The following is a 12,363-nucleotide window of genomic DNA, read 5'->3' on the forward strand; positions in this document are numbered from 1 at the left end:
CACTACCTTATGCGGACCGAGGGACCCGCTTAAGAGCTGGCGGTTTTAGCTGTCTTCTTTGCCTACTTTCTTTGCAGCGGCAAAGAAAGTAGGTGCCGCCCCGCACAGGGGCAACGCTAAGGAAACGCTGATTAATGAACTGTCGGATCGGCTTGCAGATCAAGACGCGTCAAATTTTCTGGATAACGAATCGAATCGACGCTCATTTCGGTGAATTTGGCTCGCAAACGAGCCCCTCTTCTCTCATTTTTCATACGCATGACGGATTGATCCCATGAACCGATCGCAACAGATTTCGCGCAGTCACCAGATTCGCCAGAGCGAACAGGCTGAACAGTTGCGCCGTGTTCTTGGCCAAGCCCTTGTATCGGGTTTTGCGATGGTGAAACAGGTTCTTGACGATATGGAACGGATGCTCAACGCGCGAACGGATTTGCGCCTTGGTTCGCTCAAGCGCAGTCACCAGGTCCTTCAGCGGCCCGTCCTGCATCGCCTTGATCTTTCCGCGCTTGGCAGCGACGTGCCAATTTACTGCCTTGCCTTTCATTTCATCACGCTTGTCTACACCAATGTAGCCTGCGTCGGCGAACGCTTCCTCTTCATGGCCGTGCAGCAGCAAATGGGCTTGCGACACATCCGACACGTTGGCCGCCGTGCCAACCACACTGTGGACCAAGCCCGAATCGGCGTCCACGCCAACGTGGGCTTTCATCCCAAAGTGCCATTCGTTTCCCTTCTTCGTTTGATGCATCTCCGGGTCACGGCTCTTCCCGGCGTTCTTGGTCGACGGTGGCGCTTCGATGATCGTCGCATCAACCAGCGTGCCTTCCTTCATCATCAGTCCACGCTCACACAGCGAGATACCGATCTCGTCGAACAGCTTCCGTGTCAGTTCGTGCTCGATCAACAGGCGCCGGAATTTCAGCAGCGTGGTCGCATCCGGAACGTTCTCGACTGCCAGATCGATGCCGGCGAAGGCGCGCAGCGCAATGCTGTCATACAGCGCGTCTTCCAGCCCTTCGTCCGACAGCCCGTACCACTGTTGCAGGAAATAGATCCGCAGCATTCGCTCCAAGCCAATCGGCGGACGGCCTCGCGTGCCCTTCGGGTAATGCGGTTCGATTGCAGACAGCAAACGCTGCCACGGCACAATCTGCTCCATCTCCGCCAGGAAGCGTTGGCGCCTCGTCACGCGCTTCTTGCCTGCAATTTCTGCTTCCGCGAAGCCGATCTGCCTCTTCATCCTCGTGAGTCCGTTCTGTGAGCTGCCTTCTATAACGTCTTCGGCTACGTGAGCGATGACCGCCGAGCTCCATTAATCAGCGTTTCCCTAATAGACCGATAAGTCAGCAAGGAAAGGCCAACAAAGCCAGAACAACGAAAAAAGCCCCGCCCCGCACAGGGGCAACGCTAATAAACCGATAAGACAACAAGGAAAGGCCAACAAAGCCAGAACAACGAAAAAAGCATAACCCCTGTCCACACCGGCCGCCGGCCGGCAAAAAACCTCGTCCAGCTATAATCAACCCTTCCCCGCCTCCAAAATCCTGCCTTTAACAGAAACATGAGCGACACCCCGAGCGACCCGACCTCGACGCTTGCAAAAAGCTTCGAACCCCACACCATCGAAGCCCACTGGGGCCCTGAATGGGAAAAGCGCACCTACGCCGCGCCCTCCTTCGACGCGAACCGCAAGGATTTCTCGATCCAGCTGCCGCCGCCGAACGTCACGGGCACGCTGCACATGGGCCACGCGTTCAACCAGACCATCATGGACGGCCTGACCCGCTATCACCGCATGCTCGGCGAGAACACGCTGTGGGTGCCGGGCACCGACCACGCAGGCATCGCCACGCAGATCGTCGTCGAACGCCAGCTCGACGCGCAGGGCGTGTCGCGCCACGACCTCGGCCGCGAGAAGTTCGTCGAGCGCGTGTGGGAGTGGAAGCAGCAATCCGGCTCCACGATCACGAATCAGGTGCGTCGTCTCGGTGCATCGATCGACTGGTCGCGCGAATACTTCACGATGGACGACAAGACGTCGGCCACCGTGCGCGACGTGTTCGTGCGTCTGTATGAACAGGGCCTGATCTATCGCGGCAAGCGCCTCGTGAACTGGGACCCGGTACTGCTCACCGCCGTATCCGACCTCGAAGTGGTCAGCGAAGAAGAAAACGGCCACCTGTGGCACATCCACTATCCGTTGACCGACGGCTCGGGCCATCTGACCGTCGCCACCACCCGTCCGGAAACCATGCTCGGCGACACCGCCGTGATGGTGCACCCGGAAGACGAGCGCTACGCCCACCTGATCGGCAAGACCATCACGCTGCCGCTGTCGAACCGCGAAGTGCCGATCATCGCCGACGATTACGTCGACCGCGGTTTCGGCACAGGCGTCGTCAAGGTCACGCCCGCGCATGATTTCAACGATTATCAGGTCGGCCTGCGCCACAAGCTGCCGCAAATCGAAATCCTCACGCTCGACGCGAAGATCAACGACAACGCGCCCGAAAAATACCGCGGCCTCGACCGTTTCGAAGCCCGCAAGCTGGTGGTCGCCGATCTCGAGGCGCTCGGTGCGCTCGAATCGGTCAAGCCGCACAAGCTGATGGTGCCGCGCGGCGACCGCACCGGCGTCGTGATCGAGCCGATGCTGACCGACCAGTGGTTCGTCGCGATGAGCAAGCCGGCGCCCGAAGGCACGTTCAATCCGGGCAAGTCGATCACCGAAACCGCGCTCGACGTCGTGCGCAACGGCCAGATCAAATTCGTGCCGGAAAACTGGACCACCACGTACTACCAGTGGCTCGAAAACATCCAGGACTGGTGCATCTCGCGTCAGCTGTGGTGGGGTCATCAGATTCCGGCGTGGTACGGCGAGAACGGCGAAGTGTTCGTCGCCAAGACCGAAGAGGACGCGCGCGCGAAGGCCGTCGCGGCCGGCTACACCGGCGCATTGAAGCGCGACGAAGACGTGCTCGACACGTGGTTCTCGTCCGCTCTGGTGCCGTTCTCGTCGCTCGGCTGGCCGAACGAAACCGAAGAGCTCAAGCACTTCATGCCGTCGTCGGTGCTCGTCACCGGCTTCGACATCATCTTCTTCTGGGTCGCGCGCATGGTCATGATGACCACGCACTTCACGGGCAAGGTGCCGTTCGAAACGGTCTATATGCACGGTCTGGTGCGCGACGCCGAAGGCCAGAAGATGTCGAAGAGCAAGGGCAACACGCTCGACCCGATCGACATCGTCGATGGCATCGACCTCGACGCGCTCGTCGCGAAGCGCACCACCGGCCTGATGAATCCGAAGCTGGCCGCGTCGATCGAGAAGAAGACCCGCAAGGAGTTTCCGGACGGCATTGCGGCGTTCGGCACCGACGCGCTGCGCTTCACGATGGCGTCGATGGCCACGCTCGGCCGCAACGTCAATTTCGACCTCGCGCGCTGCGAAGGCTATCGCAATTTCTGCAACAAGCTGTGGAACGCCACGCGCTTCGTGCTGATGAACTGCGAAGGCCACGACTGCGGTTTCGGCCAGCCGGCGCAATGTGGCGAATGCGGGCCAGAAGGCAATCTGCATTTCTCGCAGGGCGACCGCTGGATCGTGTCGCAACTGCAGCGCGTGGAAGCGGAAGTCGTCAAGGGTTTTTCCGACTATCGTTTTGACAATGTGGCCAACGCCATATACAAGTTCGTATGGGACGAATATTGTGACTGGTACGTCGAACTCGCCAAAGTGCAGATCCAGACGGGGCAGCCGAACCAGCAGCGTGCCACGCGGCGGACGCTTTTGCGTGTGCTCGAAACGGTGCTGCGCCTCGCGCATCCGGTGATCCCGTTCATCACCGAAGCGCTGTGGCAGAAAGTGGCGCCGCTCGCGGGACGCTACCCGGAAGGCAAGGCCGAGGGCGAGGCGTCCATCATGGTGCAGCAGTACCCCGTCGCGGAGCCGTCGAAGCTCGATGAAGACGCCGAGCGGTGGGCGACCGACCTCAAAGCGGTGATCGATGCATGCCGTAATCTGCGCGGTGAAATGAACCTGTCGCCGGCGGTGAAGGTGCCGTTGCTCGCCACCGGCAATGCGGAGCGTCTTCGTACTTTCGCGCCTTACGCTCAGGCACTTGCGCGTCTGTCGGAGGTGCAGATCATCGCCGACGAGGCCGCGCTCGACGCCCAGGCGGATGGCGCGCCGATTGCTATCGTAGGAACGGACAAGCTCGTGTTGAAGGTCGAAATCGACGCAGCGGTCGAACGCGAACGCCTGTCGAAAGAGATCACGCGGTTGAGCGCCGAAATCGTCAAGTGCAACGGTAAGCTACAGAATCAGGCCTTCGTTGCGAAGGCGCCGGCGGCGGTCGTGGAACAGGAGCAGAAGCGGCTGGCCGATTTCGAAGCCACCGTCGGCAAGCTGAAAGCCCAACTGGCCCGCTTGCCGGCCTGACCGACGCGCCCGCCCCCCTCAACGGCGGGCAAGGATTTAACCAGAGGACTCAGGGTATTCACATGCTAAAAGTTACGAAGGCGGTCTTTCCGGTAGCCGGTCTTGGCACCCGCTTCCTCCCCGCCACGAAGGCTAGCCCGAAGGAGATGCTGCCGATCGTCGACAAGCCGCTGATTCAGTACGCGGTCGAAGAGGCGATGGCGGCCGGCATCACCGAAATGATCTTCGTCACGGGCCGCAGCAAGCGCGCGATCGAAGACCATTTCGACAAGTCCTATGAGATCGAGGCCGAACTCGAGGCGCGCGGCAAGGACAAGCTGCTCGAACTCGTGCGCAGCATCAAGCCGAGCCACGTCGACTGCTTCTACGTGCGCCAGGCCGAGGCGCTGGGCCTCGGCCACGCCGTGCTGTGCGCCGAGAAGCTGGTCGGCGACAACCCTTTCGCCGTGATTCTCGCGGACGACCTGTTGTACGGCACGCCGCCCGTGATGACGCAGATGATCGAGGTGTTCGATCACTATCACAGCTCGGTGATCGGCGTCGAAGAGATCCCGCCGCAAGATACGAAATCGTACGGCATCGTCGACGGCAAGGAATGGGAAGACTCGATCATCAAGATGTCGGGCATCGTCGAAAAGCCGGAGCCGGGCGTGGCGCCGTCGAACCTCGGCGTGGTGGGCCGTTATGTGCTGAAGCCGCGCATCTTCGATCACCTGCGCTCCATCAAGCCGGGCGCGGGCGGTGAATTGCAACTGACGGACGCGATCCAGTCGCTGCTCGCCGACGAACAGGTGCTCGCGTACAAGTATCACGGCACACGTTTCGACTGCGGCAGCAAGCTGGGCTACCTGAAGGCGACCGTCGAGTTCGCCCTGCGTCACCCGGAAGTAGCCGCCGATTTCGAAGAATATCTGCGTACCCGCTCGCCGGTTCTCGAAGGCTGACGTCGAAAGTCCGGCTGAAACGAAGAAGGCGCTGTACCCCGAATAATGGGGACAGCGCCTTCTTTTTTTACATCGGACGGACAGTTTTACCGAATGCAGCTCATCGACGCCGCATCAGAAACGTAAACACCTTGTCATGCGCCGAGCTTTCGACGATCTCGTTGCCGGTCTGCTTCGCGAACGCGGCGAAATCGCGCTGCGAGCCGGGATCGGTGGCGAGCACCTTGAGAATCTGGCCGCTTTCCATGTCGGCGAGCGCCTTTTTGGCGCGCAGGATGGGCAGCGGGCACATGAGCCCGCGCGCATCGACTTCCTTGTGAATCTGAATTTGCATCGACGATGACCTTCGGGACGGGGCGTCGCTGACGACGCCGGACAGAGGGTCAAATTTTACAGCAGGCGGAGCGGCGGCGCCGGGCATCGCCACGACGCCCATTTCCAAGCGCGAGCCGTGCCGCGCGCCGTTACAGCGTCACCGCCTCGCCGCTTTGCAGCGACTCGCGCAGCGCCACGCCGATACGCATCGCTTCGAGCGCATCGGCGAGCGTCGCGCCACGCTGTGCCGCATCGCCCTTCCCCGGCCCTTTTTGCACCGATGCGACGAACGCGCGTGCCTCGTGCAGAAACGCGTCCTCGAACCGGTCGAAAAAGTTCGGCGTGCACTCGTTGCGAATGCCGGTCGCATCGTAGATCTCGACGCGGTTCGCACGCGGATTGCGGCCGATCGTCAGCGCGCCCGCCGTGCCGATCACTTCGCTGTGCGTATCGTTGCCGTGCGCCTGGGTGCGCGACGCGTAGAACATCGCGAGCTTGCCGCCCTCGAATTCGCAGATCGCGACACCGTTGTCGACGTCGCCGAATTCGCGCAGACCCTCGTGCAGCGCGACCGTGCCCGCCGCGAACACGCGCGTCGCGCGCGGCTTGCCGAGCAGCCAGCGGGCGACGTCGATGTCGTGCACCGTGCAGTCGAGAAAGATGCCGCCCGAGGTCGCCGCGAAGCGCACGAAGAAACCGTCGTCGTCGTTTTTATCGGTGGTTTGCGAGCGCACGAGGAACGGCCGGCCGATCTGGCCGGCGGCGATTTTATCGAACGCGTCGCGGTAGCTCGGATCGAAGCGGCGCATGAAGCCGATCGTCGCCTGCAGGTGCGGATAGCGCGCCGCTTCGGCCAGCACGCGCTCGCATTCGGCGACATCGAGCGACAGCGGCTTTTCGCAGAACACATGCTTGCCGGCGCGCAATGCGTCGACGATCTGCTGCGCGTGCAGCGACGACGGCGTGACGAGCCATACCGCGTCGACGTGCGGATCAACGAGCAGGTCCGCGTAATCGGCGTAGAGACGCGGTTCGGGTAGTGCATCACGCGCCCATGCCAGTTCATCTTCGAGCGGACTGCACGCGGCCATGAGCGTCGCGCCCGGCACGCGATACGCGAGATTCTCCGCATGCCGCTTGCCAAGCCGCCCAAGGCCGACCACGCCGATCCGCAAGCGCTCCGTGGCGGGCTTCATCACGCTGCCTCGCCGAGTTTGACCGCGCGGCCCTCGCGCCACGACCGCGTCGCGGCTTCCGCGAGTTCGAGCGCTTTCAGGCCATCCGCGACGGTCGTGCGCACCGGCTTGCCATGCGTGACCGCGTCGAAGAAATGCGCGATTTCGAGCGCGTAGGCCGCGCGATAGCGTTCGAGAAAAAACGCCTCGGGCACGTCGGTCGATACTTCCGTCTTCGAGTACGCGGTGACTTCGGTGGGCCGCACGTTGCCTGCTTGCAGCATGCCGGTGCTGCCGAGCACTTCGAAGCGCTGGTCGTAGCCGTAGGCAGCGCGCCGCGCGGTGTTGATCTGGCACAGCCGCCCGCGCTTCGTGCGGATCGTCACCGCGGTCGAATCGATGTCGCCCGCGTCGGCGATCGCGGGGTCGGTGAGGCAACTGCCGGTGGCGTGCAGCGTGTCGGCTTCGTCGTCGAGAATCCAGCGACAGATGTCGAAGTCGTGAATCAGCATGTCCTTGAAGATGCCGCCCGAGTGCCGGATGTACTCGACCGGCGGCGCGCCCGGATCGCGGCTCGTGACGACGAGCATTTCCGGCGTGCCGATCTCGCCCGCGTCGAGACGCGCTTTCAACGCGGAAAACGTCGGATCGAAGCGCCGCTGAAAACCGATCATGCACACGACACCGGCGCGCTCCACCGCTTCTGCGCACATCCGCGCGCGCTCCAACGTGAGATCGACCGGCTTCTCGCAGAACACGTGCTTGTTCTGCGCGGCCGATTTGACGATCAGGTCCGCATGCGTGTCGGTGCTCGAACAGATCACGGTCGCGCCGATCGATGCATCGCCGATCGCGCCGTCGCTATCCGCAACCTGCGCGCCATGCTGCGCGGCGAGCGCGGCGGCCGCCTCGCGATTCACGTCGACCACGTATTTGAGCCGCACGCCGGGCTGCCGCGCGAGATTCGCCGCATGGATCTTGCCGATGCGCCCCGCGCCGAATACGGCGACGTCGATCGTGTTTACCGCGTCAGTCATCGTAGCCTCCAGTGTCGTTGGATTCTTCAACGTTCAGTTCGAGCTTGTACGCGAGCGCGATGAAGAGCGCCTGGCACAGGCAGATCGTGCTGGTCAGCGAGCGGAACGCGAACGCGCTGCCCTCTTTCACGTACAGCTGCGTGCTGGCGTAGCGCGCGAGCGGCGATAGTTGGCTATCCGTAATGACGAGCGTCTTCGCCTGATGATGATGCGCGACGCGCAGACAGTACTGCGTCTCCTTGCCGTACGGCGCGAAGCTGATCGCAATCACCACGTCGCCCTTCCTGACACTGCGGATCTGCTCGCGATACATGCCGCCGAAGCCAGACACCAGATGCACGCGCTTGTGCGTGTGCTGCAACGCATAGACGATGTAGCTCGCGACCGGAAACGAGCGCCGCACCCCGATCACGTAGATGTTGTCGGCCTGCTGCAGCATCTTCACGGCGGCGTCGAACTGCTTGTCGTCGAGGCCCGCTTCGAGTTCTTCGAGGCCGCCGCGCGACGCGGCGATGAACTCGCGCGCGACCGCGCCGCCCGACAAGGTGCCGGGCTTCTCGTCGATCAGCTTGCGGATGCGCTGCTGATAGCTCGACGACGACACGCCCTGCCCCGTATACGCCTGACGAAACACCGCCTGCAGATCCGAAAACCCGGAAAAGCCGAAACGCTGCGCAAAGCGCACGACCGCCGACGGATGCACGCCGCAGCTCGCGGCGATATCGCTCGTGCGATCCATCATCACGCTCGCGCGATGCTGCTCGATGTACGTCGCGACGCTTTTCAACTGCCGCGGCAGCGACTCGTAGGTATCCGCGATGCGCTGCATCAATTCGTCGACGCTCGGCACCGCTTCTTCGGTGATCTGTTCCGCCATGACAGCCTCTCGGGGTTTCCTGCAATGCGGCAGACGCGCCCGCGGCCCGCCGCAACGTGCATCCGACGTTGCCGAGTATAGGCGGCCGCCCCGTCAAATGGAACGTATTTTCCATTTTTATTTGTCATGAAATTTTCTTTGCAAGGCTTCGGAAGATGACCTACTCTTGGTCGTGAGCGATGGCGCTTCGGCCTCGTAGTGTGGGTCATCGGAATGGAAAGCCGCCCGCCAGTCGCTCCCTCAATAACGAACGACAGACCGAGAAAGGTGGAGACAATGAGACTTTGCAGAGGCAAGGCAACGCTCAGGATTCTGGTGACGGCGTTGACGTTGGCGACGGGATTCGGCGCGACCTCGGCCGCCCGCGCGGCGGACGCGCACTTCGTGCTGATCAGCCACGCGCCGGATTCGGACTCATGGTGGAACACGATCAAGAACGCGATCAAGCAGGCCGACGAGGACTTCAACGTTCAGACCGACTACCGCAACCCGCCGAACGGCGACATCGCCGACATGGCGCGTCTCATCGAACAGGCGGCCGCGCGCAACTACGACGGCGTGATCGTGTCGATCGCCGACTTCGACGTGCTGAAGAGCTCGATCGCGAAGGTCACCGAGAAGCACATTCCGCTCGTCACGATCAATTCGGGCACCGAGGAGCAAAGCGCGAAGCTCGGCGCGATCATGCACGTCGGCCAGCCCGAGTTCGCGGCCGGCAAAGCCGCCGGAGAAAAGGCCAAGGCCGCCGGCATCAAGTCGTTCCTGTGCGTGAACCACTACGCGACGAACCCGGCTTCGTTCGAACGCTGCCGCGGTTTCGCCGAAGCGATCGGCGCCAACTTCAAAACCTCGACGCTCGACACGGGCCAGGACCCGACCGGCGTGCAGTCGAAGGTCAGCGCGTTCCTGCGCAATCACCCGGATACCCAGGCGGTGCTGACGCTCGGTCCGCTGTCGGCCGATCCGACGCTGAAGGCGCTGCAGCAGATGGGCCTCGCCGGCAAGATCTGGTTCGCGACGTTCGACTTCGACAGCGACATCGCGAAGGGCATCCAGGACGGCACGATCCAGTTCGCGATCGACCAGCAACCGTACTTGCAGGGCTATATCCCGGTTGCCGTACTCGCGATCGTGAAGAAGGACCACACCACCGATCCGGCCAAAATCCGCGAGATCCTGCAGGCGAATCCGAAGTTCAAGGAGCGTCTTGCCACTTATGGGCTCACGCCGTCCTACGGGCCGCGCAATATCGGCTCGGGCCCGGGCTTCATCACGAAGGCCAACGTCGACAAGGTGCTGAAGTACGCCGGCCAGTACCGCTGAACGCACGGCAACGCATCGCATCGCGCGCCTGAGCCGCCGCGCCGGCGGCAAGGTTAAAAGGCAGTGACCGGCGGGACGCATGGCGTCTTGCCGGCGCTCGCCCGCTCAGCGGATTCGCAAACGCCCACGGCATTGCGCCGACCCGCCGGTCGCGGGCGTATCAAGGAGAGCTTCAATGGGTGTCGCCGACCTGTTTCATCCCCATCACCGCAAGCAACCGCCGCCTGATCCGCAGGACTCGGCGAAGTCTGCTGCGACGACCGCCTCGCAATCCGCTGCCGTCGACGAACGCGTGCGCGAGGAATCCTGGTTCCGCCATCTGCTCGGCCGACCGGAATTCGCGGCGCTCGCCGGCACCGTGATGGTGTTCATCGTGTTCGGCGTGGCGGCCGGCAACTCGGGGATGTTCAACCTCGACGGCGTGATGAACTGGTCGCAGGTCGCCGCCTATCTCGGTCTGATCTCGGTCGGCGCGTGCCTGCTGATGATCGCCGGCGAGTTCGATCTGTCGATCGGTTCGATGATCGGCTTTGCCGGCATGATGGTCGCGCTGCCGACCATGTACTTCCACTGGCCGATCTGGCTCGCGATCGTGTTCGCGTTCGTCGGCTCGATGCTGCTCGGCGCGCTCAACGGCTATCTGGTGATACGCACGCGCCTGCCGTCGTTCATCGTCACGCTCGCGTTCCTGTTCATACTGCGCGGTCTCACGCTCGCGCTATCGGTGATGTTCGCCGATCGCACCATCATCTCCGGCGTCGGCGACGTCGCGCGTCAGGACTGGTTCGCGCACACGCTCTTCCAGGGCGTCGCGTTCAAAGGTCTGTTCGTGTGGCTCGGCCACCTCGGCCTCGTGAAGCTGCTCGACAACGGCACGCCGCTCGTGCCGGGCATTCCGAAGGTGCTGCTGTGGTGGCTCGTGCTCGCCGTGGTCTGTGCGTTCACGCTCGCCAAGACGCGCTTCGGCAACTGGATTTTCGCGGTCGGCGGCGATGCCAACGCGGCCAAGAACGTCGGCGTGCCGGTGCGTCGCGTGAAGATTTCGCTGTTCGTGCTGACCGCGTTCTGCTCGGCCCTGTATGCGGTACTTCAGGTGTGCGACATCGGTTCGGCCGCGGCCGACCGCGGTTTGCAGGCGGAGTTCGAGGCGATCATCGCCGCGGTGATCGGCGGCACGCTGCTGACGGGCGGCTACGGCTCGGTGATCGGCGCATGCTTCGGTGCGCTGATCTTCGGCGTCGTGCAGATCGGCATCACGTACACCAACGTCGATTCCGACTGGTTCCGCGTGTTCCTCGGCGTGATGCTGCTGTTCGCCGTGCTGTTCAACCACTACGTGCGCGGCCGCGTCGCGGCATCGCGCTAGACGGAGGTTCACGATGAGCACCCCGGAACAGAACACCGACGACATCATTCTGTCGCTGGAAAACGTCAGCCGTTATTTCGGCAACATCATCGCGCTGAACGACATCACGCTGCGCCTCGTACGCGGCGAAGTGCATTGCCTGCTCGGCGACAACGGCGCCGGCAAGTCGACGCTGATCAAGACGCTCGCGGGCGTGTATCAGCCGAGCAAAGGCACCTACCGGGTGGACGGCAAACCGGTGCATTTCACGTCGCCGAAAGACGCGCTCGATCTCGGTATCGCAACCGTCTACCAGGATCTCGCGCTGGTGCCGCTGCTATCGGTCGCGCGCAATTTTTTCATGGGCCGCGAGCCGCAGAAAAAGCTGTTCGGCCTTCTGAACGTGATGGACCTCGAAACCTGCGCAACCACCGCGCGCGACAAGCTCGCCGAAATGGGCATCAACGTGCGCGACCCGCATCAGCCGATCGGCACGATGTCGGGCGGCGAGCGTCAATGTCTGGCGATTGCGCGTGCGATCCACTTCGGCGCGCGCGTGCTGATTCTCGACGAACCGACCGCCGCGCTCGGCGTCAAGCAGAGCTTCAACGTGCTGAAGCTGATCCACAAGGCGCGCGCCAAAGGCATCTCGGTGATCTTCATCACGCACAACGTCCACCACGCGTATCCGATCGGCGATTCGTTCACGCTGCTCAATCGCGGCCGCTCGCTCGGCACGTTCACCAAACAGACGATCAGCAAGAACGAAGTGCTCGACATGATGGCCGGCGGCGCCGAGATGCAGAAGATGATCGGCGAACTCGAAGGCGCGACGATCTGACCGATTCGCGCGGCACGTCCAGCCTCGGCGCGTTTCGCCCGGCTGGCCGACGCGCACCTACC

The 12,363-nt window shown here is 62.8% G+C and carries 10 protein-coding genes; 5 read left to right on the top strand and 5 right to left on the bottom strand.

The window, feature by feature from the left end; genetic code table 11:
• Positions 1–250: 250 nt before the first annotated feature.
• Entirely contained in the window at positions 251–1,243 is a 993-nt protein-coding gene (locus OKW26_RS28195; RefSeq protein WP_429355860.1) for an IS5 family transposase, read from the bottom strand.
• Between the two features lie 321 nt (positions 1,244–1,564).
• Here OKW26_RS28195 and OKW26_RS28200 point away from each other — a divergent pair, with 321 nt between their 5' ends.
• Both OKW26_RS28200 and galU read left to right on the top strand, forming a co-directional pair.
• Positions 1,565–4,444 carry a valine--tRNA ligase gene (locus OKW26_RS28200; protein WP_429355861.1) on the top strand — a complete coding sequence of 960 codons (2,880 nt, stop codon included), beginning with the start codon at positions 1,565–1,567 and terminating at the stop codon, positions 4,442–4,444.
• Between the two features lie 62 nt (positions 4,445–4,506).
• Positions 4,507–5,388, top strand: a complete 882-nt coding sequence (gene galU, locus OKW26_RS28205) for a UTP--glucose-1-phosphate uridylyltransferase GalU (protein ID WP_090801031.1) — start codon at positions 4,507–4,509, stop codon at positions 5,386–5,388.
• Positions 5,389–5,488: 100 nt separating this feature from the next.
• On the opposite strand, the gene OKW26_RS28210 is transcribed toward galU, so the two are convergent.
• The 4 genes from OKW26_RS28210 to OKW26_RS28225 form a co-directional block, all read right to left on the bottom strand.
• Entirely contained in the window at positions 5,489–5,716 is a 228-nt protein-coding gene (locus OKW26_RS28210; RefSeq protein WP_026225937.1) for a sulfurtransferase TusA family protein, read from the bottom strand.
• A 136-nt stretch (positions 5,717–5,852) separates the two neighbouring features.
• Positions 5,853–6,899, bottom strand: a complete 1,047-nt coding sequence (locus OKW26_RS28215; RefSeq protein WP_429355862.1) for a Gfo/Idh/MocA family oxidoreductase — start codon at positions 6,897–6,899, stop codon at positions 5,853–5,855.
• A complete protein-coding gene (iolG, locus tag OKW26_RS28220; protein ID WP_429355863.1) occupies positions 6,899–7,915 on the bottom strand; it encodes an inositol 2-dehydrogenase in 1,017 nt (338 codons plus the stop codon). Before iolG ends, OKW26_RS28215 begins: the two co-directional genes overlap by 1 nt.
• On the bottom strand, positions 7,908–8,792 hold the full coding sequence (locus OKW26_RS28225; RefSeq protein ID WP_187616890.1) for a MurR/RpiR family transcriptional regulator: 885 nt from the start codon (positions 8,790–8,792) through the stop codon (positions 7,908–7,910). The genes iolG and OKW26_RS28225 overlap by 8 nt, the downstream gene beginning before the upstream one ends.
• A 276-nt stretch (positions 8,793–9,068) precedes the next feature.
• Between OKW26_RS28225 and OKW26_RS28230 the strand changes: the two genes are divergently transcribed.
• The 3 genes from OKW26_RS28230 (at position 9,069) to OKW26_RS28240 (ending at position 12,301) form a co-directional block, all read left to right on the top strand.
• Positions 9,069–10,115: a sugar ABC transporter substrate-binding protein gene (locus OKW26_RS28230; protein ID WP_187610874.1), complete on the top strand. Its 1,047-nt coding sequence runs from the start codon at positions 9,069–9,071 to the stop codon at positions 10,113–10,115.
• A 175-nt stretch (positions 10,116–10,290) separates the two neighbouring features.
• Entirely contained in the window at positions 10,291–11,481 is a 1,191-nt protein-coding gene (locus tag OKW26_RS28235; RefSeq protein ID WP_429355864.1) for an ABC transporter permease, read from the top strand.
• Positions 11,482–11,494: 13 nt separating this feature from the next.
• Entirely contained in the window at positions 11,495–12,301 is an 807-nt protein-coding gene (locus tag OKW26_RS28240; RefSeq protein WP_184061477.1) for an ATP-binding cassette domain-containing protein, read from the top strand.
• Positions 12,302–12,363: the final 62 nt, after the last annotated feature.

The sequence above is a fragment of the Paraburkholderia sp. 32 genome (assembly GCF_050435345.1).
GTDB lineage: Bacteria > Pseudomonadota > Gammaproteobacteria > Burkholderiales > Burkholderiaceae > Paraburkholderia > Paraburkholderia tuberum.